The organism is Micromonospora sp. NPDC049060 (assembly GCF_040649055.1).
Classification (GTDB): domain Bacteria; phylum Actinomycetota; class Actinomycetes; order Mycobacteriales; family Micromonosporaceae; genus Micromonospora; species Micromonospora reichwaldensis.
In genome coordinates this window covers 1-22,731 of the sequence record NZ_JBEZEV010000024.1, presented here as the reverse complement: position 1 = coordinate 22,731, position 22,731 = coordinate 1, and the positions used below count along the sequence as shown (strand labels likewise).

Below are 22,731 nucleotides of genomic sequence, written 5' to 3'. Positions count from 1 at the left end.
CGGGGATTCCGCGGGCACCCTAACCCCGGCCCCACAGTCTGCTGTTTCCTGTGCGCGCTCGCCGTCCACCGCGCGCCGAGTGCTTGGAGAGTCAATTGCCGGACGTTTCGGTCGTGATCCCGACCACGGGCAGGCCCAGCATCGCGGAGGCGGTGCTGTCGGCACGCGGGCAGCAGGGGGTGTCCGTACACATCGTGGTCGTGTGCGACCTGGCCGAGATTCCCGCGTCCGTGCAGGACCTGCGGGGCCACGTGGACGAGATCGTGTGCACCGGCGGGGGCCGGCGGGGCTCGCACGCGCGCAACCTCGGAGTCGCGCACGCCGCCCCGGGCAGCCACGTGGCGTTCCTGGACGACGACGACGCCTGGCTCCCGACGAAACTGGCGGTCCAGGTACCGGTGGTCGACCGGCTGGCCGCCGAGGGCTGGCTGCCAGTCGTGTCGTCCCGGATCCTGCAACGCAAGGCCGGCGCCGCTCCCCTCCCGACCGCCGCCCCGGAAACGCTCATCAGCGACGGCATGCTTCCCGAGGACTACCTCTTCCGCCGCCGGCACCTCGGCGTCGGTCGCCAGTCGCTGCCCACCTCCACCCTGGTGACCACCCACGAACTGGCCACCCGCTGCCCGTGGGACGAGGCGCTGCCCCGGCACCAGGACTGGGACTGGCTGGTGCGGGCGGCTCGCCTGCCCCGCGCCAGGATCGTGCAGGTGCAGGAGGCCACCGCCGTCTACACCGTGGGCAGCCCCGGCTCCATCTCCGCCCGCGCCGACTGGCGCCAGTCGTGGGAGTGGGCCAAGCGGTGGGAAGGCGTGTGGTCCCCCGAGACCTTCTCCGACTTCATCGCCGCGCAGACCCTCCGCTACGCCCTCCAGTCCCGCGACGGGCAGGGCGTACGGGAGATGGTGCGCGCCATCCGCCGGAACTCGCCGCCGTCGGCCCGTAACGCGGTGCTGGCCGCGCTCGGCCTCGTGCCGCGGGCCACCCTGGAACGGGTGGCGATGCGCAAGTCCCGCGTCACCGCCGGTGCCTGCCCGACCGACGGAGAACGCTGATGCGTCTGCACTTCGTGCTGCCCCAACTGGAGCCCTTCTACGGCATGGAGCGGGCGGCCGCGCTGCTCATGCAGGGCCTCCGGGCGCAGGGCGTGGAGGTCTCCGCGACCGTGATGTCGCGGGGGATCCCGGCCGGCCTCGGCGACCTGCCGATCGACACCCTCAACCTGGGGTCCCGGATCACCCGCCTGATGGAGGCGGTGCCGCCGCTGCGCCGCCGGTTGCAGGCCCTTCCGAAGGACGTCGAGATCGTGTCCAGCGGCCTGTGGGGAAGCGTGCCGGCGGGCGCGGCGCTCGCCGGGTCCGGCAGGAGCTTCGTGGCATGGGAACACTCCCTGCTCCCGGAGCGGCTGCGCATCGACCGCAGGGTGCGGACGCTCGCCCGGGTCACCCGGGTCGGTGTGCTGCGGCCCCGGCTCGTCGTCGCCGTCTCGGGTGGCGTCGCGAGGACCGTACGGCACCTCGCACCGGAGCAGCCCGTCGTCACCATCACCAACCCGATGCCGCTCACCCCGTTCGTCGCGCCCCGGGCCGTCGTCGACCCGCGCAGGATCCAACTCCTCACCACCGCGGCCTTCCGTCCGTACAAGAACCACTCCTGCGCCCTGTCCGCCCTCGCCCTCCTGCCGGAGACCTACCACCTGACGCTGGCCGGCGACGGCGAAGAACGCGAACTGCTCCAGAACCAGGCGCGTGACCTGGGCCTGGAGGGCCGCGTGACGTTCCTGGGCCGGGTTCCCGGCGTCGGCGGGCTCCTCGCCGAGGCCGATCTGCTGGTGCACCCCTCCCGAGCCGAGACGTTCGGGTTCAGCCTGGTCGAGGCGGCCGAGGCCGGCCTGCCCGTCGCCACGCTTCCGGTGCCCGCGCTGGACGAGTTGATCCCGACGCTGGTGCCGGGGACGCTGGCGGCGGCGCCCACCCCCGAGGCGCTCGCGGAGGCGGTGCGGAGGATGACGCAGGAGGCGCGTCCCACCCACGCCGACTTCGAGAAGGCCTGGCACGCACGCTGCGCGGCCCTCGATCCCGCCGTCGTCAGCCGCCAGTGGGTGGAGGCGTTGCAGCGGTGACGCTCGCCCGGGGCACGGCCGGGCCCGTGGCGGCCCCCGAAGGTGCCCGCCCGCGATCACACCGGCGGAGGTCCTCCCTGTCCGGCCGGGGCGACGGCTTCCTGCGCAAGTCCGGGAAGTTCTTCACCGGGACCCTGCTGCGAACCATCGCGCAGGGCGCGCTCTTCGTTCTCCTCGCGCGGGAGATGCCGATCGACACCTACGGGTTGTTCGTCGGCATCACCGCGCTCATCGCCGTGGTGTCGCCGTTCGCGTCGGCCGGGGCGCCGAGCCTGATCTTCCAGAGCTACGCCGACTCGCCGTCCGACTGGCCCCGCCATCTCGCCCGGGGCCTGCTGCTCACCCTCGTCTTCGGCGCAGGCGCGACCGTCCTGGTGACCGCCGCGGGGGTGGCCATCTGGGGCGCCCAGGTGAGCGTGGTCGCGGTCGCCTGCCTCGCCTTCGCCGACCTGGTGGCGTGGCGCCTGGTCGAGGTCGTGGCCGCCTCGGTGCAGGCCCGGGGCCAGGTCTTCCTCGCCTCGGTCATCCCCGCGCTCCTGCACGTGTGTCGGTTGGCCGGGGCGCTGGCCCTGGGCATCGCGGCTGCGGAACCGATGACGCTGTACGGCTGGGCGACCCTGTCGGCCGTCATCTCCGCCGTCATCAGCGTGCTCGTGATCGGGTTCGGGCTGCGCGGCGCGGGCGGGTTCGGCTTCGACATCCGCGGCGCGCTGGGGCAGGCCCGGACCGGGATGCTGTTCGCCGTGGGGCTGTCGGCCCAGACCGTCTACAACGACCTCGACAAGGTCATGCTGTCGCGACTGAGTACCCCCGAGAGCGCCGCCATCTACGCGGCGGCGTACCGGGTGGTCGACTTCGCGTACACCCCCGGCCGTTCCATGGCGGCGGTCGCGTACCCCAAGTTCTTCGAGGCCGGCCGGGACGGGACCCGGGCCGCCTTCGCCCTCACCCGGCGGCTGCTGCCGCGCTACCTGATGTTCAGCGCGCCGGCCAGCCTGGCGCTCGTCGCGTTCGCGTGGACGATGCCGTACGTCTTCGGGGCCGAGTTCGCGGCGGCCGAGACGGCGCTGCAGGGGCTGAGTGCGCTGCTCGTGCTGAAGGCGCTGCACTACCTCGCGGCCGACACCCTCTCTGGCAGCCGGATGCAGGGCCGCCGTACGGTGTGTCAGATCGCGGTCGGGGTCGTCAACGCGTTGCTGAACGTCTGGCTCATCCCCGCCTACGGTTGGCAGGGAGCCGTCGTCTCCAGCCTGGTCTGCGACGCGCTCCTCTGCGTACTGCTGTGGGGCTGCCTCGCCGTCGCCCTCCGCCGGCAGCCGCCGGGTGACGCCGTGCCGGCCGCCGGTCCGACGTCGTCGAGAGAAAGGGCCTGAGTTGGTCGGCCTCTTCGGTTTCCTGCTGACGGTGAGTGGTCTCACGGTGGCCGTCTGGCTGGTCCGTGCCCGGCGGCAGGTCACCGCGTCCTTCGGCGGCGGCGCACCGGCGGTCGCCCTCATCGGGTTCGCGGTGCTCACCAACGCCGCGCCCGTGCTCGCCGGCGACCGCAGTTCCGCGCTCATCGGGCTGCTGGTGCTGTGCCTGCTGGTCTGGCTGGTGGTGTCCGGCCGCCGCAGCCTGCGCGGCTCCACCGACATCTGGCGCCGGATCAGCCTACTGATGGCCGGTGCGCTGCTCGCCTGGTGTTTCGCCGTGGACAGCCTCAGTGGTGCCGGGCTCTACGGCTCGAGACTCGCGGCGTACGGGGCGTCCGCGCTGCTGCTGCTCGCCGTGGCCCTGCTGTCCCGGGACACCGCCCTCACCAGCCGGGCGATGGCCTGGACGGGGCTGGCCGTCCTGTCGGTGATGACGATCCCGACCCTCTTCTCCGGGCAGTCGTGGCGGGCGTGCACCGCCGGGAAGCTGGAGAAGTGCTCGATGGCGGGGGCACTGTTCAAGAGCTTCTACGACTCCGAGAACTACATCGCCATGCTCGCGTCGTTCACGCTGGTCGCCAGCCTCTGCGCGATGCGGAGGCTGGAACTGCTGGCATCGGCGTCCTTCTGCCTGCTGATCATCGTCGCCACGGGCTCGCGAACCAGCTACCTGGCCCTCGCCGCCGCCGGCCTCTGGCTGCTGGGCAGCCTCGTCCTCGAACGGTGGCGGCAGTTCCTCCGGATCAACTTCCCTCTCTGCGTGGCCCTGGTGGTGGCCGCCCTCGGGCTGGCCACCTACCTGACATGGACGGCGTCGAAGACCACCCTGAGCAATCGCGGCAACATCTGGATGGCCGCCCGCGAGTACATCGCCGGCACGGAGGCGACCGGCGTCGGGGTCTCCAAGTGGTACTACCTGCGCGACGTCGGCGAGGCGCCCACCCACTTCTTCCACTCGGGGTACGTCCTGGTCATCTTCGCCGGTGGCCTGGTCGCGCTGACGCTGTGGGGCCTGTGGGCGACGACCCTGCTGCACGGGAGCGTCACCGACGGTCGGGCCTTCTCCGCGAAGGCGCCCGTCGTGCTGCTCGTCATCTACTCGTTCACCGAGGTCACCTGGAACCCGCTCTCGGTCGACGGGCTGTCGTGGATCTTCATCGCGCTCATGCTGACCTCCTCGGCGTCCGCCACGGCGGACCCGGTGCCGGCCGCCGGGCCGGTGGACGCCGCCGACCGGCCGGACGGACGGTGGGCGGCGTTGCGGAAGCTGACGCCGTGGCACGCGCAGGGCCGGACCGGGGCGCTGACCGATCGGTGAGCCTGCGGGCCCGCCGAACCGCGGCGCGCAGCGGCGGCCAGGCGCTGGCCAGCCGGCCCGGGTGGATCACGAGCCGCCGCCGGGAGTAGGGCCGGCGGCGATCGTCAGGTTGTGGAAGGCCAGCAGCCCGGCGCCCGTCGCGTTGACGATCCACGGCCCCGCCCCGGCGTGGCCCAGGTAGCTCACCCCCGAGACGCCGTCGGCCGGGCCGGACAGGGTCAGCACCAGCCGGCCGCCGTCGCGGTACGCGACGCCGGTGACGGTGACCGTGCCGCCATGGATGCGGAAGTCCGCCTGCACACCGGGCTGGACCGTGAGCGGGTCGTCGTCGCGCAGTTGGACGACCACCTCGGTGCGTCGGGCGTCGGCGAAGGCCGCCGACCGTGGGTCGGGGGAGGCCACCCCGTCCCCCGGACCGCCGTACAGGTCGTGGGCCAGCACGCGGAAGACACGGTCGCCCAGCTCGCGGTAGCCCTGCTCCCACGCGAAGTGGCAGCCCTCGTGGCCGGACAGGCCGTTGGTGGACAGCACCGTCACGCCGAGGGTGTCGCGCATCCGCCGCTGGGCCTCCCGCAGTTGGCCGGTACCACTGTCACCGCAGGGCGAGGTGCGCACCTGGAAGACGTAGTACCGGCTTCCGCCGGGAATGTCGGTGCCGATCTCCCGCCGCCAGTCGCCGAGCAGGGCGGTGAACCCGGCCACGTGCCGCGCGGCGTCGTTGTCGTCCGACTCGCCCTGGTACCAGAGCACGGCCCTGACCCGCCCGGCCACCCCGGCGGCCACCAGACGCTGCCGCAGGCGACCGTAGTTGGTGGCGAGGTCGCCCGGGCTGGCGTCGTTGCGCTGGAAGAACGAGACGGGCCTGCCGTTCTCGGCGCCGTTGAGGACGGCCACCGGCACCTGGTAGGTGTCCGAAAGCCGGTGGGCCATCCGGATCCCCCACTGGCCGACCGAGCCGGGCTGCCGGATCGCCTCGCTGACCGCGTAGTTCCATCCCCGGTCGGACGCCGAGAGCGTACGGTCCACGGTGGACGAGCCGTAGCTGCGGACGAAGGGTGACTCCTCCCCCGCGGCCGATCCCCGGTACTTCGCCGAGACGGCGTTGGACTGGCCCTGGATGACGTAGACGTCACCCGCGACCACCCCGTCCCAGAGGCCGACCCGGCGGCTCAGGCCGTCGCCCAGCACGTGCAGCTCGAAGCGGTACTCCCGCAGCGCCGCCAGGATGCGCCGGCGGAAGGTGAAGTCACCGGTACCGGTCACCGGCAGGGTCTCCTCCCATCCCTCGGCCCCGCTGGTGATCTTGAGGCGTACGGCCCTGACGCGGGCGTCGCGCACCTTGCCGGTGACGGGCACCACGGCCCCGTTCTCGGCGTCCCTCGGGTACAACTGCCGGTCGCGGGGGTGTTGGGCGAGGGTGAGCACCGACGGCCTCGCGTACACCGTCAACCGGCGCTCGGTGAAGGCGCCCGCGTTGTCGGCCAGCGTCCAGTCGGGGTGGCCGTCAGGGGCGGTACCTATGCCGAGCGACAGCGTGTTCTTCTTCGAGGTGAACCCGTTGACCGCGAGCACCGTCTGCGGTGCGACGGTGGAGGGGCGGGTGGGGGCGACCAGGTGGACCTGGAACGAGCCGTACCCGAGGGCACCCCGCAGGTCGTCGTCGGCGTCGAAACGGGCGGCGGAGGCGCCGGGTACCTGACCGGACGCCCCGGCGTTGTACGAGTTGGGCCACATCTCCAGGTAACCGGGAAGCCCCGTGCCGGTCGTCAGGCCCGCCACGTTGGACGCGATCTCCAGGTCACTGACCCGCTGTCGCACGATCTGGCCGCCCCGGGTCGGCAGACCGAGGCGGCGGGCGTCGGTGGTGAACGGCGCCATGGCGGTCCACACCCACTGCCGGCCGGCCGGGCCGGTCAGTTCCAGGCAGTAGCCGACCCGGTCGAAGCCGCGAGCCACCTCGGCGGTGCGGTCGAACGCGTACGCCGGGTTCCGGTTGGTCCAGTCGACGCGGTCGGGCAGGTCCACCGCCGCGACCGGCGTGAAGTCGGCCATGCCGGTGACGTTCGCCGCGCACGTCGTGCCGTCGACCGGGGCAGCCGTCGGTCGCGTCCCGTCGCCGCCGGGCGTCGACCACGCCGCCTGTGGCTTTCCCGCTGGCGACGAGGGCCAGGCGAGCACCGCCAGCGAGAAGACGAGCAGCCCGACCGTCCCCACGGCGATCCAGACCTTCCGGGGCACGGACCGGAAGCGCTGGAAGGGGGAGAGAGCATCGGGCACCCTCGGACCTCCACTGGTCGGACGGTTCGTCGCGGCAAGGCTATGCGATGCGCGGCGACGGATCGTGCGCGCCCGGGACCTGCGACCACGCCACGCTCCCGGCGTCGCCCCTTGCCCCCCCGTCGGGAGGCGGGCGGTCGGCTCGGGGCGGGACATGACCCGTCGTCATTGTCTGCGATGATGCCCGCCATGGCCGCTACCACCACGACGCCCGCGGTGGGCACCCGGTCCGTCGGGATCGACACCCTCCGGATCATCGGAATCGCGGCCGTCGTCGTCGGCCACGTCTGGATCGACGACACCACCAGGGCGGTCATCTACACCTGGCACGTCCCGTTGTTCTTCGTTCTCACCGGCTACTTCTGGACGCCCGGCCGACCTGTCGGCGGCGAGTTGCGGAAGCGGTGGCAGACCCTCGGCGTGCCGTACCTGGCCTGGCTGGTGATCCTGCTCGCGATGCTCGCGGCCGCGGCGGCGGTGAAGGGCGGCGTGGGATCGGACACCTTCAGCGGAGCGCTGTACGGGGGCACGGCCGCCGTCCGGCCGTTCTCGGCGTTCTGGTTCGTCTCGGTGCTGTTCCTGATCGCGGTCGCGTACCGCTGGCTGGAGCGGTTCGGGACGGCCGTCACCTGGGGGGTGGCCCTGGCGGGACTGGTGGCCACCCACCTCGCTCCGGACGTGGTCACGGCCGGGCCGCTCGGCGTGTTCCTCGTCCCGGCCTGCCTGCTGTTCGTGCTCTGCGGTCGTCACCTGCGTGAGCTGCGGTCGCGGTTGTCCGCCGGCATGGGTGCCGGCATGGTGTCGGCCGGCACGGGCCTGGTGCTCGTCGGTGCGAGTGGCTCGCTGGACATCAAGGCCGGCGACTTCGGCAACCCGGTGTTCGGTGTGCTGACCGCGATCCTGCTCAGCTGCGGATTCATCCTGCTGGCCGAGGCTCTCGACGGGCGCGTCGGCGCGCCCGCGGCGCACGTCGTCGGCCGGCTCGCCGCCTGCGGCATCGCCGTCGTGCTGAGCCACGCGGCGGTGCTCTGGGTCCTGCGCACCGGCCCGGACGGCGGGTGGCCCGACCTGGCGGCCACCCTCGTGCTGCCCTGGGCCTTCGCGCTGGTCGTGCTGGGCACGCGCCTCGGCCCTTACCTCACCGGCGCGGGCGGACGCCGGCCGTAGGCGCCGGACGGGCGTGGCCGTCGGGATACGCGCGAGGCCCGCCCTACGCCCGGTTCCCCCGCCGGCTGAACAACATCGCGGTCAGCGCGACGAGCCCGATCAGGAGCACGACACCGGAGGCGACGAGCAGCGGCACCGCCCAGCCCGGCCGGGCCGACGAGCCGCCCTCGCCGCCACCGCTGTCGACGGCCGCCTGACGGTACGCGTGGGCCAGCAGGTTGGCCGGGGACTGCTCCAGCACGCCGGAGAAGCGGGAGATCGCGACCGGCTCGTCGCCGGCGAAGTACGCGTCCAGGCCGGAGCGGTAGAGCTTGTCGGGCTCACCGAGGCTGTTCTGCACCCCCGCCGCGCCGAGCAGGCCGGTCATCGTGGACACCGGCGCGACCAGCCGGTTGGCCTTGTCGGGCCGGAGAAGGTCGTTGTCGAGCAACCCGACGACGCGGCCCTGCGGGTCGATCGCGATCCCGCCTCGGGAGTAGAGGCCGACGTCCTCGCTGATGCGGTACGCGCCGACCGTGGACTGGGTGTCCACCCCGGTCACCCGCACGGGCTTGGACAGCACCGTGTATGTGGCGGACCGGAAGCTGGCGTCGGTGGTGCCGTAGCCCAGGATCAGCAGCGGGGTCTCCGGGCTGACGGCGGCGGAGGGGTTCAGCTCGGCGGCGGGAAGGTTCTGCTGGGCGAGCTTGACCAGCGCGAGGTTGCCCTCTTCCAGCGTGAGTGCCCGGACGATGGTGCCGGGGATCGCCGGGCTGTCCGTGACGTCGCCCTTGGCCGCGTTCAGCTGTCCGAAGAGCTTGACCTCGGGTGCCGTCGTGGCCTCCGCGCCGGTGAAGCGGGTCGTCCTCATCCTGGCCCGGGTGTAGGCGGAGACGTCCTTCGCGTCGAGCTTCTTCTCGCTGACGAGGACGTTGGCCAGGGCGGAGAGGGCGCCGGCGAGCACGATGTCCTCGGTCGGCTGCACGCACTGACCATTGGTGAGGACGTGTCCGTCGTGGTTGACCACGAACCCGCTGCATCGCCGGCTGAACGTGACGGGCGCCTCCCGCAGCGGGGCGTCGCCCTGCTTGTTCCGCACGTAGCCGGTGAAGATGACCTCCACGAAGACCATGGACGGGGCCGCTGTCGCCAACGCCCGTTCCTCCGGGCTGTAGAGGGCTGCCTGCGCCCAGGGCTTGAGGCCCGGGTTGACCGGGGGGGCGGTCGGGAAGGCGGTGGAGGTGGGTGCGGGCGCAGCCGCCGGCTCGCCCGAGCCGCCCGTCGTGACCGCCCAGGCGCCGACCCCGCCGCCCAGGGCCGCCACCAGCAGCAGCGCGGCGACGGCGACCCAACGCCCGGTGCGGCGCGGGGGCGGGGTGGAGGACTGGATCCGGCGGGCCGGCGCGGCGAACGGGTCGTCCGGCGGCGGCTCGGCGGGCGGGCGGGGCTGCACGACCGGCATCTGAACCGTCTCGCCGGCCACCGGCGCCGGGACGCCCTGGGACCCGGCGGGCGAGGCCGGAGCGGCCGAGACGGGGTACGGGGCCGCCGACGCCGGCTGGGCGGAGACCGGACTGGTGTGCATCGCCCACGGCACATGCGGCAGCCCGGAGACCGGGTGCGGGACCCCGGAGACCGACTGCGGGATTCCGGAGACCTGCTGGGGAGGGGCCGAGACGGGGGGCACGGCGGCCGGCGCGGGCTCGTACTCGACGCCGAGCGCCCGGAAGAGCTTTTCGGCCCCCGGGCCCACCTCGGAGGAGTACGCCACCCAGGGCGAGGCGGCCGAGAAGTCCGCGTACGTGTAGGGCAGCGCGTTCGGCGCCTGCGCCTGCGCGAGGGAGTTGACGATCCCCGCGAACGCCTCCCGCCACCCGGGGGCTGCGGCCACTGCGGCGTCCAGGACCGCCACGGTGACCAGGCGGCCCTGTCCGTCGATGGCAGCCCAGGCCTTTCCGACCGGAGATCCGCCCAACATGTGGGTGAACCTGTAGGGGCCTTCCGGCTGCATGCGCACTCCTCCGCTCAACGCCGTGGGGATAGTACCGAGGCAGGGCCAGCTCTCCCCCTGCCGGTCGCTGGCCCGACACTCAGCGGGACGGGCAGTTCCTCGGGGGAACTCCGCGACGGACGGTTGCTTTGTGAAAGTTTTCATGCATAGAGTCGCGGCATGAATGAGGGAACTGTCGTGGCACCCACCGAGCGGGTGCTGGACCTGTTCCAGGGGGTCCGGCTCACCCCCACCCAGCGCCGCATCGCGCACTGCCTCGTGCAGCACGCGCCGGCCGCCGCGTACCTGTCGGCGGCCGAGGTCGCCGAGCTCGCGGGGGTCAGCCAGCCGTCGGTCACCCGGTTCGCGGTCGCGCTCGGCCACGACGGCTACCCAGCACTACGCCGCCGGCTGCGCGAGCTGTCCGCCGGCACCCCGGGCGACGCGACCGACGCCGGCAACGAGCTCCAGCAGGCGGTACGCGCCGAGATCGGCAACCTCGACCGCCTCGCCGGGCAGCTCGCCGACCGGGACCGGATCGCCGAGACCGGGAGGCTGCTGGCCGCCAGCCGCCCCCTGCCGGTGCTGGGCCTGCGCGCCGCCGCCCCGCTGGCCGCCTACTTCGCCTACTTCGCCGCGAAGGTGCACCCCGACGTGCGGGTGCTCGACGACGGCGGCAGCCTGCTCACCGACCGCCTCGAACAGGCCGCCGAGGCCGGGGCGGGCGCCCTGCTCGCCTTCGTGCTCCCCCGCTATCCCCGGGAGACCCTGGACGCGCTGCGCGAGGCGCGGGCCGCCGGCCTCACCGTGGTGGCCATCACCGACTCGCCGGTCAGCCCGGCCACCGAGCACGCCGACGTGGTGCTGCCCGCCGCGGTCGGCGCGCAGCTCGTCTTCGACCTGCACACCGCGCCGATGACCCTGGCCATGGTGCTGCTCCAGGCCATCTGCGACGCCACCCCGACCGACACCCAGCGCCGGCTGGAGGCCTTCGAAGCCTCCGCCGCCCGCCGCCAGTTGTTCCTCGGATGACCCGGAGGAGAGCCGAGATGACCCAGCCCGTACGCGCCGCACGCGGCACCGAACGCACCGCCCGTGGGTGGCCCCAGGAGGCCGCGCTGCGGATGCTGATGAACAACCTCGACCCGCAGGTGGCCGAGCGCCCCGACGACCTGGTGGTCTACGGCGGCACCGGGAAGGCGGCGCGGGACTGGCCGTCGTACCACGCGCTGGTGCGCACCCTGACCGACCTGCGCGACGACGAGACCATGCTGGTGCAGTCGGGCCGGCCGGTGGGCGTCATGCGTACGCACGAGTGGGCGCCCCGGGTGCTGCTGGCCAACTCGAACCTGGTGGGCGACTGGGCCACCTGGCCGGAGTTCCGCCGCCTCGAACAGCTCGGCCTCACCATGTACGGGCAGATGACCGCCGGGTCGTGGATCTACATCGGCACCCAGGGCATCCTCCAGGGCACCTACGAGACGTTCGCCGCCGTCGCCGCGAAGAAGTTCGGGGAAACCCTGGCGGGCACGTTGACGTTGACCGCCGGCTGCGGCGGGATGGGCGGGGCGCAGCCCCTCGCGGTCACCATGAACGGCGGCGTCTGCCTGATCGTCGACGTGGACCGGACCCGCCTGGACCGGCGGGTGCACGACCGCTACCTCGACGAGGTCGCCGATTCCCTGGACGACGCCGTCGCGCGGGTGCTCGCCGCGAAGCGGGACCGGCGGGCGCTGAGCGTCGGCGTGGTCGGCAACGCGGCCACGGTCTTCCCGGAGCTGCTGCGCCGGGGCGTCGACATCGACGTCGTGACCGACCAGACCAGCGCGCACGACCCGCTGTCGTACGTGCCGGAGGGGGTGGAGCTGGCCGACGCGCCGGACCTCGCGAAGGCGAAGCCGGCCGAGTTCACCGATCGGGCGCGGGCGTCGATGGCGAAGCACGTCGAGGCGATGGTCGGGTTCCTCGACGCCGGCGCGGAGGTCTTCGACTACGGCAACTCGATCCGGGGCGAGGCGAAGCTCGGCGGGTTCGAGCGGGCCTTCGACTTCCCCGGCTTCGTGCCCGCGTACATCCGGCCGCTGTTCTGCGAGGGCAAGGGCCCGTTCCGGTGGGCGGCGCTCTCCGGCGACCCGGCCGACATCGCGGCCACCGACCGGGCGATCCTGGAGCTGTTCCCGGAGAACGAGTCCCTGGCCCGGTGGATCCGGATGGCCGGCGAGCGGGTCGCCTTCCAGGGCCTGCCGGCGCGGATCTGCTGGCTCGGCTACGGCGAGCGCGACAAGGCCGGCGTGCGGTTCAACGAGATGGTCGCCTCCGGCGAACTCTCCGCGCCCGTGGTGATCGGCCGGGACCACCTGGACTGCGGCAGCGTGGCGAGCCCGTACCGGGAGACCGAGGCGATGGCCGACGGCTCCGACGCCGTGGCCGACTGGCCGCTGCTCAACGCGCTTGTCAACACCGCCAGCGGGGCGTCCTGGGTGTCGATCCACCACGGCGGCGGGGTCGGCATCGGCCGGTCCATCCACGCCGGGCAGGTCTGCGTCGCCGACGGCACGGCGCTGGCCGGGCAGAAGATCGAGCGGGTGCTGACCAACGACCCGGCGATGGGCGTCATCCGGCACGTCGACGCCGGCTACGACGCCGCCCGCGAGGTCGCGCAGGCCACCGGCGTGCGGGTGCCGATGGCGGAGGGTGACAACCCGTGAGCGCGAGGAGTGCAGCGCAGCGGAGCCCCGCAGTCGCGAACAACGGAGGTACCGCATGAGCGGCCTCGCCGGCCGGTTCCGGGCGCTGTGGGACGAGATCGCGCCGGTCGGGCGCGACGAGGGCAGCGGCGGCTACCTGCGGTACGCGCTGACCGAGCCGGAGCTGCGGCTGCGGGATTGGTTCCGCGAGCAGGCCGACCGCCGGGGCATGCCGGTCACCGACGACGGCAACGGCAACCTGTTCGCCCGGTGGGGTGACCCGGAGGCCGGCGACGCGGTGCTGACGGGCAGCCACTTCGACTCGGTGCCGCACGGCGGGGCCTACGACGGGCCGCTCGGCATCGTCAGCGCGTTCCTCGCCGTCGACGAGCTGCGCACGGCCGGCGTCGCGCCGACCCGACCCGTGGTGGTCGGCGCGTTCGTCGAGGAGGAGGGCGCGCGCTTCGGCGTACCGTGCCTGGGATCGCGCCTGCTCGCCGGGGAGATCGCGGTGGAGCGCGCGGCCGGGTTGCGCGACGCCGGCGGGGTGAGCTTCGCCGAGGCGCTGGGCGCCCGGCCGGCGGGCGCCCGGCCCGAGCTGCTCGGCGGCTTCGCCGCCTTCGTCGAGCTGCACGTCGAGCAGGGCCGCGCGATGGTGGACGCCGGCGCGCCGGTCGGGGTGGCGAGCGCGATCTGGCCGCACGGCCGCTGGCGCTTCGAGTTCACCGGCGAGGGCAACCACGCCGGTACGACCCGGATGGCCGACCGCCGCGACCCCATGCTGACGTACGCCTTCACGGTGCTGGCGGCCAACAAGGAGGCGCGGCTGCGCGGCGCCCACGCCACCGTCGGCCGGGTGGCGGTGGAGCCGAACGCCACCAACGCGATCCCGTCGAAGGTGACCGGCTGGCTGGACGCCCGGGCCGCCGAGCCGGAGACGCTGACGGGGCTGGTCGACGCGGTCCGCGCCAAGGCCGCCGAGCGGGCCCGCCGTGACGGTACGGAGCTGGCGCTGACGGAGGAGTCGGCCACCCCGCTGGTCTCCTTCGACGGTGGCCTGGCCGACCGGCTCGCGACCCTGCTCGACGCGCCGGTGCTGCCGACCGGGGCCGGGCACGACGCCGGGGTGCTCGCCGCGCACCTGCCCACGGCGATGCTCTTCGTGCGCAACCCGACGGGGGTGTCGCACTCGCCGGCGGAGTCGGCCAGCGACGCCGACTGCGCGGCCGGGGTCACCGCCCTGGCCCGGGTGCTGGAGGAGCTGGCGTGCGGCTGACCGCGGCCCGGGAAGTCCGTCGGCGGCCTGTCGAGCTGATGTCGCAGACGATTCGCCTCCGCGGTGATCGACTGATGTCGCAGACGATTCAGCTCGACAGGGGGCACACGACATGACCGGGACCCGCTGGCTGGCCGAGTACGCCTGGCTGCCCGACCGCGCCGAGCCGACCCCCGACGTGCTGATCGCGACGGCGGACGGGCGGATCACCGACGTGACGCCGCTGACGGCCGGGAGCGGCCCGCCGGCCGGCGTCGAGGTGCTCGGTGACGCGATCCGGCTGCCCGGGCTGACCCTGCCCGGGCTCGCCAACGCGCACTCGCACGCGTTCCATCGGGCGCTGCGCGGGCGCACCCACGGCGGGCGCGGCGACTTCTGGACCTGGCGCGACCGGATGTACGCGGTGGCCGCCAGGCTGGACCCGGACTCGTACCTGGCCCTGGCCCGGGCGGTCTACGCCGAGATGGCGCTGGCCGGCATCACCTGCGTCGGCGAGTTCCACTACGTGCACCACGCCCCGGACGGCACCCCGTACGCCGACCCGAACGTGATGGGTGCGGCGCTGGTCGAGGCCGCCGCGCACGCCGGGATCCGGATCACCCTGCTGGACACCTGCTACCTCACCGCCACGGTCGACGGGGAGCCGCTCGCCGGGCCGCAGCGGCGCTTCGGCGACGGCGACGCGCTGCGCTGGGCGGAGCGGGTCGACGCGTTCCGGCCCACCGACGACCACGTCCGGGTGGGTGCGGCGATCCACTCGGTGCGGGCGGTGCCGGCCGGGCAGCTCGCCACCGTGGCCGGGTGGGCGGACCGGCGTGGGGCGCCCCTGCACGTGCACCTCTCCGAGCAGCCGGCGGAGAACGACGCCTGCCGGGCCACGCACGGCTGCACCCCGGCCCGGCTGCTCGCCGACCGGGGGGCGCTCGGCCCGAACACCACGGCCGTGCACGCCACCCACCTGACCGGCGGCGACCTCACGCTGCTCGGGGACGCCGGCACGGGCGTCTGCCTCTGCCCGACCACCGAGCGGGACCTGGCCGACGGGATCGGCCCGGCCCGGCGGATGGCCGACGTCGGCCTGCCGCTCAGCCTGGGCAGCGACAGCCACGCCGTGATCGACCTCTTCGAGGAGGCCCGCGCGGTGGAGCTGGACGAGCGGCTGCGCACCCGCCGGCGCGGCCACTTCTCCCCCGCCGAGCTGCGCGACGCGGCCACCGTGGGCGGTCACGCCGCGCTGGGCTGGCGCGACGCCGGGCGGATCGCCGTGGGGGCACGCGCCGACCTGGTGACCGTACGGCTGGACAGCCCGCGCACGGCCGGCGTACCGCCGGTGGGGGTGTGGTTCGCGGCCGGCGCGGCCGACGTCACGCACGTCGTGGTGGACGGCCGGCCGGTGGTGCGCGACGGCCGGCACCTCACGGTCGACGTGCCGACCGAACTGACCGCGGCGATCGAGGAGGTGACCTCTTGAGCAGTCTGCTGGTCGACGACATCGGCGAGCTGGTGACCAACGACGTCGGAGGCGAGGGCGGACCGTTGGGCATCCGGCGCGACGTCGCCCTGCTGGTCGACGACGGGCGGGTGGCCTGGATCGGGCCGTCCCGCGACGCGCCGGCCGCCGACCGACGCCTGGACGCGCAGGGCGCCGCCGTGCTGCCCGGCTTCGTGGACAGCCACGCCCACCTGGTCTTCGCCGGGGACCGGGCCGCCGAGTTCGCCGCCCGGATGGCCGGGCAGCCGTACACCGGCGGCGGCATCCGGACCACGGTCGGCGCCACCCGGGCGGCCAGCGACGACGAGCTGCGGGCCACCGTGCGGCGGCTGCACGGCGAGGCGCTGCGGCAGGGCACCACCACCATGGAGATCAAGAGCGGGTACGGCCTCACCGTCGCCGACGAGGCCCGCTCGCTGCGGATCGCCGCCGAGGTCAGCGAGGAGACCACCTTCCTCGGCGCCCACGTGGTCCCCGCCGAGTACGCCGACCGCCCCGACGACTACGTGAGCCTGGTGTGCGGGCCGATGCTGGCCGCCGCCGCGCCGCACGCGCGCTGGATCGACGTCTTCTGCGAGCGGGGCGCGTTCGACGTGGACCACGCCCGCGCGATCCTCGCCTGCGGGCAGGCCGTCGGGCTGGGCGTGCGGGTGCACGCCAACCAGCTCGGCCCCGGGCCGGGCGTCCAGCTCGGCGTGGAGCTGGGCGCCGCCAGCGTCGACCACTGCACCCACCTGACCGACGCCGACGTCGACGCGCTGGCGTCCAGCCGGTACGACTGCATGTGCGCCGACAGCCTGCACACCACCACGGTCGCCACCCTGCTGCCCGGCGCCGAGTTCTCCACCCGGTCGCCCTATCCGGACGCCCGCCGGCTGCTCGACGCCGGCGTCACCGTGGCGCTGGCGACGGACTGCAACCCCGGTTCGTCGTACACGTCGTCGATGCCGTTCTGCGTGGCGCTCGCCGTACGCGAGATGCGGATGACCCCGGCGGAGGCCGTCTGGGCCGCGACCGCCGGCGGCGCGCGGGCGCTGCGCCGCAACGACATCGGGCAGCTCGGCGTGGGGGCGCGGGCCGACCTGATCGTCCTCGACGCCCCGTCCCACCTGCACCTGGCCTACCGGCCGGGGGTGCCACTGATCCGCCAGGTTCTGCGCAACGGAGTGCCGCAATGACCGTGACCATCCTGCCCACCGGGATCTCCCCCGCCGACGTGCTCGCCGTGGCGCGCGGTTCCGCCAAGGTCGTCCTCGACCCGGCCACCGTGGACGCCATGACCACCAGCCGGTCCATCGTCGACGGCATCGAGGCCGCCGGCCGCCCGGTCTACGGCGTCTCCACCGGGTTCGGCGCGCTGGCGAACACCTTCGTCGCGCCCGAACGGCGGGCCGAGCTCCAGCACGCGCTGATCCGCTCGCACGCCGCCGGGGTGGGCGCGCCGATGCCACGCGAGGTGGTCCGGGCCATGATGCTGCTGCGGGTCCGCTCGCTGGCGCTCGGCCGCTCCGGGGTCCGGCCCCTGCTCGCCGAGGCGCTTGTCGACCTGCTCAACCACGACGTGACGCCGTGGGTGCCGGAGCACGGCTCGCTGGGCGCCTCCGGCGACCTGGCCCCGCTGGCGCACTGCGCGCTGGTGCTGCTCGGCGAGGGCTGGGTGCTCGGCCCGGCCGGCGAGCGGCTGCCCGCCGCCGACGCGCTGCGCCGCGCCGGGCTGTCGCCGGTCGGGCTGGCCGCCAAGGAGGGGCTGGCGCTGATCAACGGCACCGACGGCATGCTCGGCATGCTGCTGCTGGCGATCCACGACGCCGCGCACCTGTTCACGATGGCCGACGTCACCGCCGCCCTCGCCATCGAGGCGATGCTCGGCTCGGAGCGGCCGTTCCTGCCGGAACTGCACGCCATCCGGCCGCACCCCGGACAGTCGGCCTCGGCGGCGAACATCCACCGGCTGCTCCAGGACTCCCGGGTGATGGACTCGCACCGCGACGACCTCGCGCACGCGGTGCAGGACGCGTACTCGATGCGGTGCGCGCCGCAGGTCGCCGGGGCGGCCCGGGACACCCTGGACTTCGTCCGTACGGTGGCCGGCCGGGAGCTGGTCTCGGTGGTGGACAACCCGGTCGTGCTGCCCGACGGCCGCGTCGAGTCGACCGGCAACTTCCACGGGGCGCCGCTCGGCTTCGCCGCGGACTTCCTGGCCATCGCCGCCGCCGAGGTGGGCGCGATCGCCGAGCGCCGGGTGGACCGGCTGCTCGACGTCACCCGGTCCCGGGAGCTGCCGGCGTTCCTCTCCCCCGACGCCGGGGTCAACTCCGGGCTGATGATCGCCCAGTACACGGCGGCCGGGATCGTCGCGGAGAACCGGCGGCTCGCCGCGCCGGCGTCGGTCGACTCGCTGCCCACCAGCGGCATGCAGGAGGACCACGTCTCGATGGGCTGGGCGGCGGCCAAGAAGCTGCGCACCGTGCTGGACAACCTGACCAGCCTGCTCGCCGTCGAGCTGCTCGCCGGGGTACGCGGGCTCCAGCTGCGCGCCCCGCTCACCCCGTCGCCGGCCGGCCGGGCGGCCGTCGCGGCGCTCGGCGGGATCGCCGGGGAACCCGGGCCGGACGTCTTCCTGGCCCCGCTGATGGAGGCCGCCCGGGCCGTGCTGGCCGGGCCCGAGCTGCGCGCCGCCATCGAGCGCGAGATCGGCCCCCTCGACTGACGGCCGCCCCGGGCCGCCGTCACGCCCACGGTGGCCCGGGCGCCCGCGGGTGTCAGCCCGCCAGCACCGCCACCCCGATCAGCACGGGCACGGCGGTCACCGTCGACAGCAGGATCGAGTCGCGCGCCAGGACCGTGCCCCGGCCGTAGCGGATCGCGTAGACGAAGACGTTCTGCGCCGTCGGCAGTGCGGCGGTGACCGTGCAGGCCAGCACGAGGCCGGGCGGCAGCCCCATCGCGAAGCGGGCGACGAGGTAGGCGACGGCCGGCTGGACCACCGTCTTGAGGACGACCGCGAGCCGGACGTCGCGTCCGGTGTCGCCGGAGCCGGGCCGCGGCGCGCCGTGCAGGGAGAGGCCGTACGCGATAAGCGTGGCGGGCACCGCCATCGCGGCGACGAGTTCGATCGGCCGCAGGACCGGCTCCGGCGGCAGCCAGCCGGTCAGGCTGGCCGCGACGCCCAACGCGCACGCGATGGTGACCGGGTTGGTGAGCGGCTGGAGCACCACAGTGCCGAGCGACGGCCTGCTTCCCGCCGTGGCCGCCTCGAGGAAGGCGAACGCGACCGGCGTCACGACGACCAGCTGGAACATCAGCACGGGCGCGACGAACGCGGCGTCCCCGAGGACGTAGACCGCGACGGGGATGCCGATGTTCGCCGCGTTCACGTACGACGAGGCCAGCGCGCCGATCGTCGCGTCCGCGACGGAGCGGTGCCAGCAGAGCCGCGCGACGGCGACGAACACCGACGCCACGGCGGTGGTGCTCACCACCGTGACGACGAGGGCGGACGAGACGACCGCGGGCACGTCCGCCCGGGCCACCGTCTCGAACAGCAGCGCCGGAGTCGCGACGAAGAACGCGACGCGGGAGAGGACGGTGGCCGCCTCCGGCCCCAGCACCCCGCCGCGGCCGAGCGCGTAGCCGACGGCGATGACGGAGACGATGACGGCGAACCCCGTCAGCACCCCTCCCACCGGGGCGGGTCCGTCAGCTCGCGGGCGGCAGCACCTTGGCGACCAGCTTGGCCAGCTCCCGCAGCGCCTTGCCCCGGTGGCTGACCGCGTCCTTCTCCTGCGGCGTCAGCTCCGCGTTGGTGCGGTCCTGGCCGTCGCCGAGGAAGATCGGGTCGTAGCCGAACCCGCCGTCGCCGCGCGGCGACCGGAGCAGCCGGCCGCTCTGCCGGCCGTCGACCAGGTGCTCCTTGCCGCCGGGCAGCACCAGCGCCACCGTGCAGACGAAGGACGCGGCCCGGTGCTCGTCGGGCAGGTCCGCGATCTGGTCCAGCACGAGCTGGAGGTTGGCCTGGTCGTTGCCGTGCCGGCCGGCCCAGCGGGCGCTGAACACCCCTGGCATGCCGTTGAGGGCGTCGACGGCGATCCCGGAGTCGTCGGCGATCGTCGGCAGGCCGGTGCGCCGGCAGCCCTCCCGCGCCTTGATCAGCGCGTTCTCGCCGAAGGTCAGGCCGGTCTCGGGCAGCTCCGGGTACTCCTCGACGTCGTCCAGCCCGATCAGGGCGACGCGGTGCGCGCCGAGCGCGCCGTCGAGGATCCGCTGGAGCTCGACGAGCTTCTTGCGGTTACGGGTGGCGAGCAGCACCTTGTTCATGAGTTCAACGCCTTCCGCTGGGCTTCGGCCAGTTCCACGCAGCCGGCGACGGCCAGGTCGAGCAGCGCGTCGAGCTGCTCGCGGGCGAACACGCCCGCCTCGCCGGTGCCCTGCACCTCGACGAACTCGCCGGTGCCGGTACACACCACGTTCATGTCGACCTCGGCGGCGACGTCCTCGGTGTAGTCGAGGTCCAGCCGGGGCTCGCCGTCGATGATGCCGACGCTGATCGCGGCCACCGAGCGGTGCATCACCTTCTCCGGCTTGCCGGCCAGCGACTTACGCCCGGCCAGCCAGGTCACCGCGTCGTGCAGCGCCACGTACGCGCCGGTGATCGCGGCGGTGCGGGTGCCGCCGTCGGCCTGGAGCACGTCGCAGTCGAGCACGATCGAGTTCTCGCCGAGGGCCTTCAGGTCGATGGACGCCCGCAGGCTCCGCCCGATCAGCCGGGAGATCTCGTGCGTACGCCCACCGACGCGGCCCTTCACGCTCTCCCGGTCGGAGCGGGTGTTGGTGGCCCGCGGCAGCATCGCGTACTCGGCGGTGACCCAGCCGAGCCCGGAGCCCTTGCGCCAGCGGGGCACGCCCTCGGTGACGCTGGCGGTGCAGAGCACCCGGGTGCCGCCGAACTCCACGAGCACCGAGCCCTCCGGATGGGTGCTCCAGCCCCGGGTCAACGTCACAGGTCGGAGTTCGTCGGGTCGCCGCCCGTCAGGTCGCGCCATCCCTGCACCCTATGCGGTGCGGCGGTCGTGCCGTTCCGGGGTGCCCCGTCCCGGTCGACGCCGCGTCCGCCGCCCGGATCAGTCGCACTCACGGATGCGGACGTTGAGCACGAGCGGCCGGTCCCAGCCGCTCGGCACCTTGTCCAGGCCCGTCGTCGTCACGGTCGCCCGGCAACCGTTCGCCCGCCACGTCCAGGTGCAGGTGGGGCCGCCGTACTGGAAGCCGTGGGTCACGCAACGCGTCACGTCCTCGATCTTGGCGTCCTGCGCTCCGGCGGTGACGAGCCAGTCGTGCACCCGTTCGCCGAGGTCCACCGGGCACCGCCCCTGCGGGCAGGTGAACCGGTACACCTGCGACGACGCGTCGTCGCCCTCGACGAGCCCGTCGGAGGTGAAGCTGTGCGGCCGCCCCCAGTCCGCGAAGATCGCGCGCCGTTCGGCCATGTCCTGCCGGGGTTCCCACCAACCCAGGTAGCCCGCGATGCCGCCACCGGCGCAGAGCCCTGTCGCCAGCAGCCCGGCGAGCAGCACGAAAAGCACCCGCAGCCCGGTGGACCGGCGCGGCGGTGGCGAGCCGGACCCGGCCGACGGAAGGCCGGCCACCGGCGGGTACGCGACGCGTTGTCCGGGCGGCGGGTACGGCCCGGCGGCCGGCGGCGGGTACGGCGGCGGGTACGGCCCGGCGGCCGACGGCGGGTACGGCGGCGGGTACGGCCCGGCGGCCGACGGCGGGTGGCCTGGCCAGGGGCCGGCCGGGGCCGGCGGGAACAGCGCACCAGGCGGGCTGGGCGGGCCCGTGAGAGGAGTTGGCGGGTGGGGCTGCCAGCCGGCCGACCCGGAGGGGGAGTCGCTCACCGGCGAGATCCTAGGCGGACGACCCGGTTTCCGAGGCCCCGTGCGAGGCACGGAGCGGCCGGGCGTCGGACTGCCCGGTCAGATCTCGTAGCTGGCGCCGGGCCGGACCACCTCGAGCGGCCCGTCGAAGGCGGCGCCGGCCGACGCCACGGTGTGCGCCTCGCTGCCCCAGGCGGGCACGAGGTGGGTGAGCAGCAGCCGGCCCACCCCCGCCTTGGTCGCCACCTCGCCGGCCTCCCCGCCGGTCAGGTGCAGGTCCGGCGGGTTCTCCACGCCGTCGAGGTAGCTCGCCTCGCAGAGGAACGTGTCGGCGTCCTGGGCCAGCCGCAGCAGCGCGTCGCAGGGCGCGGTGTCCGAGGAGTAGCAGAGCACCCGGCCGCCATGCTCCAGCCGGACGCCGTACGTCTCGACGGGGTGGTTCACCCGGTCGACGGTGACCGTGAACGGGCCGATCGGAAAGGTGCCGGGTTCCAGGGCGTAGAACTGGTAGACGTCCTCGACCGTGCCGTCCTCCTGCCCGTACGCGGCGGCCAGCCGGTCCGGTGCGCCGGCGGGGGCGTAGACGGGCAGCGACGGGTAGGGGCCGTCCGGGGCGTAGCGGCGGACCACCACGTACGTCACCGCGTCGAGGATGTGGTCGCAGTGCAGGTGGGTCAGGATGATGGCGTCGGGCGCGTGCAGCCCCGCGTAGCGCTGGAGGTTGGACAGCGACCCTGAGCCGAAGTCGACGAGCAGCCGGAAGCCGTCCGCCTCGACGAGGTAGGCCGAGCAGGGGGACTCGGGACCGGGGAAACTGCCCGCGCAGCCCAGGACGGTCAGTCGCATCGAGTCTTCTCACTGTAACTATGCGTAGTTTCCGCGTCGACGGTTCCGCTGTGGATGATCTCTACCGACGCGTACACCACGCAGGGCAGCCTACGCGCGCCCGCGCGGCGACAAGAGTCATCCACAGGAAGTTGTCACCAACGTGACACCCGCCCGGGCCGCCCGCCCGGATCCCGTGACGAGACGGCGTCCGCCGGTAGCGCTGGGTGAGCGGGCCGGCCACATCGCGGGGGCTCCGACGACGTGCTCAGCTACGGCGAGCGCTCGTCGCCGCGCAGCGAGGTGACCGAGG

The 22,731-nt window shown here is 74.0% G+C and carries 18 protein-coding genes; 11 read left to right on the top strand and 7 right to left on the bottom strand.

Annotated features, from left to right (window positions below):
• The first annotated feature begins 50 nt into the window (after window positions 1-50).
• The 4 genes from AB0B83_RS12495 to AB0B83_RS12480 are packed head-to-tail and all read left to right on the top strand — an operon-like array spanning window position 51 to window position 4,849.
• Window positions 51-1,052, top strand: a complete 1,002-nt coding sequence (locus AB0B83_RS12495; RefSeq protein WP_357578246.1) for a glycosyltransferase family 2 protein — start codon at window positions 51-53, stop codon at window positions 1,050-1,052.
• The gene (locus AB0B83_RS12490; protein ID WP_357578245.1) at window positions 1,052-2,119 is read left to right on the top strand and encodes a glycosyltransferase; all 1,068 of its coding nucleotides are present in this window, start codon (window positions 1,052-1,054) and stop codon (window positions 2,117-2,119) included. Before AB0B83_RS12495 ends, AB0B83_RS12490 begins: the two co-directional genes overlap by 1 nt.
• Window positions 2,116-3,492, top strand: a complete 1,377-nt coding sequence (locus AB0B83_RS12485; protein ID WP_357578244.1) for an oligosaccharide flippase family protein — start codon at window positions 2,116-2,118, stop codon at window positions 3,490-3,492. The genes AB0B83_RS12490 and AB0B83_RS12485 overlap by 4 nt, the downstream gene beginning before the upstream one ends.
• A gap of 31 nt (window positions 3,493-3,523) precedes the next feature.
• A complete protein-coding gene (locus AB0B83_RS12480; protein WP_357578243.1) occupies window positions 3,524-4,849 on the top strand; it encodes an O-antigen ligase family protein in 1,326 nt (441 codons plus the stop codon).
• Window positions 4,850-4,915: 66 nt separating this feature from the next.
• Here the strand turns inward: AB0B83_RS12480 and AB0B83_RS12475 are convergent, their stop codons facing one another.
• Complete coding sequence (locus AB0B83_RS12475; RefSeq protein WP_357578242.1) at window positions 4,916-7,126, bottom strand: sialate O-acetylesterase; 2,211 nt, start codon at window positions 7,124-7,126, stop codon at window positions 4,916-4,918.
• 189 nt (window positions 7,127-7,315) lie between these two features.
• On the opposite strand from AB0B83_RS12475, the gene AB0B83_RS12470 reads away from it, so the two are divergent.
• Window positions 7,316-8,293, top strand: a complete 978-nt coding sequence (locus AB0B83_RS12470) for an acyltransferase (RefSeq protein ID WP_357578241.1) — start codon at window positions 7,316-7,318, stop codon at window positions 8,291-8,293.
• A gap of 43 nt (window positions 8,294-8,336) precedes the next feature.
• Here the strand turns inward: AB0B83_RS12470 and AB0B83_RS12465 are convergent, their stop codons facing one another.
• Window positions 8,337-10,283, bottom strand: a complete 1,947-nt coding sequence (locus AB0B83_RS12465) for a trypsin-like peptidase domain-containing protein (RefSeq protein WP_357578240.1) — start codon at window positions 10,281-10,283, stop codon at window positions 8,337-8,339.
• A gap of 159 nt (window positions 10,284-10,442) precedes the next feature.
• Between AB0B83_RS12465 and AB0B83_RS12460 the strand changes: the two genes are divergently transcribed.
• From AB0B83_RS12460 to hutH, 6 genes are all read left to right on the top strand, one after another.
• On the top strand, window positions 10,443-11,294 hold the full coding sequence (locus tag AB0B83_RS12460; RefSeq protein WP_357578239.1) for a MurR/RpiR family transcriptional regulator: 852 nt from the start codon (window positions 10,443-10,445) through the stop codon (window positions 11,292-11,294).
• Window positions 11,295-11,311: 17 nt separating this feature from the next.
• On the top strand, window positions 11,312-12,970 hold the full coding sequence (hutU, locus tag AB0B83_RS12455) for a urocanate hydratase (protein WP_357578238.1): 1,659 nt from the start codon (window positions 11,312-11,314) through the stop codon (window positions 12,968-12,970).
• Between the two features lie 55 nt (window positions 12,971-13,025).
• Complete coding sequence (locus AB0B83_RS12450; protein WP_357578237.1) at window positions 13,026-14,225, top strand: allantoate amidohydrolase; 1,200 nt, start codon at window positions 13,026-13,028, stop codon at window positions 14,223-14,225.
• A gap of 112 nt (window positions 14,226-14,337) precedes the next feature.
• On the top strand, window positions 14,338-15,696 hold the full coding sequence (locus tag AB0B83_RS12445; RefSeq protein ID WP_357578236.1) for a formimidoylglutamate deiminase: 1,359 nt from the start codon (window positions 14,338-14,340) through the stop codon (window positions 15,694-15,696).
• Window positions 15,693-16,895, top strand: coding sequence for an imidazolonepropionase (gene hutI, locus AB0B83_RS12440; RefSeq protein WP_357578235.1), 1,203 nt, complete (start codon window positions 15,693-15,695; stop codon window positions 16,893-16,895). The genes AB0B83_RS12445 and hutI overlap by 4 nt, the downstream gene beginning before the upstream one ends.
• On the top strand, window positions 16,892-18,427 hold the full coding sequence (gene hutH, locus AB0B83_RS12435; RefSeq protein WP_311412461.1) for a histidine ammonia-lyase: 1,536 nt from the start codon (window positions 16,892-16,894) through the stop codon (window positions 18,425-18,427). Before hutI ends, hutH begins: the two co-directional genes overlap by 4 nt.
• A 52-nt stretch (window positions 18,428-18,479) precedes the next feature.
• On the opposite strand, the gene AB0B83_RS12430 is transcribed toward hutH, so the two are convergent.
• The 5 genes from AB0B83_RS12430 to AB0B83_RS12410 all read right to left on the bottom strand — a co-directional run bounded on the left by AB0B83_RS12430 (window position 18,480) and on the right by AB0B83_RS12410 (window position 22,439).
• Window positions 18,480-19,394: an AEC family transporter gene (locus AB0B83_RS12430; protein WP_357578234.1), complete on the bottom strand. Its 915-nt coding sequence runs from the start codon at window positions 19,392-19,394 to the stop codon at window positions 18,480-18,482.
• A 22-nt stretch (window positions 19,395-19,416) separates the two neighbouring features.
• The gene (gene rdgB, locus AB0B83_RS12425) at window positions 19,417-20,034 is read right to left on the bottom strand and encodes an RdgB/HAM1 family non-canonical purine NTP pyrophosphatase (protein WP_357578233.1); all 618 of its coding nucleotides are present in this window, start codon (window positions 20,032-20,034) and stop codon (window positions 19,417-19,419) included.
• Window positions 20,031-20,759: a ribonuclease PH gene (rph, locus tag AB0B83_RS12420; RefSeq protein ID WP_357578232.1), complete on the bottom strand. Its 729-nt coding sequence runs from the start codon at window positions 20,757-20,759 to the stop codon at window positions 20,031-20,033. Before rph ends, rdgB begins: the two co-directional genes overlap by 4 nt.
• Before the next feature lie 78 nt (window positions 20,760-20,837).
• Window positions 20,838-21,614, bottom strand: a complete 777-nt coding sequence (locus AB0B83_RS12415) for a hypothetical protein (protein WP_357578231.1) — start codon at window positions 21,612-21,614, stop codon at window positions 20,838-20,840.
• A gap of 78 nt (window positions 21,615-21,692) precedes the next feature.
• On the bottom strand, window positions 21,693-22,439 hold the full coding sequence (locus AB0B83_RS12410) for an MBL fold metallo-hydrolase (RefSeq protein WP_357578230.1): 747 nt from the start codon (window positions 22,437-22,439) through the stop codon (window positions 21,693-21,695).
• Window positions 22,440-22,731 lie beyond the last annotated feature (292 nt).